This is a genomic window from Paraburkholderia sp. SIMBA_030, assembly GCF_046535245.1.
Classification (GTDB): Bacteria; Pseudomonadota; Gammaproteobacteria; order Burkholderiales; family Burkholderiaceae; genus Paraburkholderia.
On record NZ_JAWRXB010000802.1, the window covers coordinates 1 to 263 of the forward strand.

Annotated in this window: 1 protein-coding gene; it reads left to right on the top strand. The window is 43.7% G+C overall.

Features of this window, described 5'->3' with window-relative positions:
* Positions 1 to 263: ATP-binding protein (locus SB772_RS42195; RefSeq protein ID WP_410838799.1), on the top strand; the 263-nt coding region annotated here is incomplete at both ends.

Sequence of the window (263 nt, forward strand, 5' to 3'; positions counted from 1 at the left end):
GTTGCAGATAGACGTTACTTACACCGTGTGATTCAAAACCTTGCAGGTAATTCGTTACGCTATGCAGAAACAACCATTATCATTAGTGCTGGTGTCAAAAAAGGCAATGCCTTCGTTAGTGTTGAAGATGATGGACATGGTATTCCTGAAGCAGATCGCGAAAAAGTATTCATTCCATTCTCACGTTTAGATGATAGCCGTACGCGCGCGTCAGGTGGCTATGGTCTAGGCTTGTCTATTGTATCGCGCATTGCCTTTTGGTT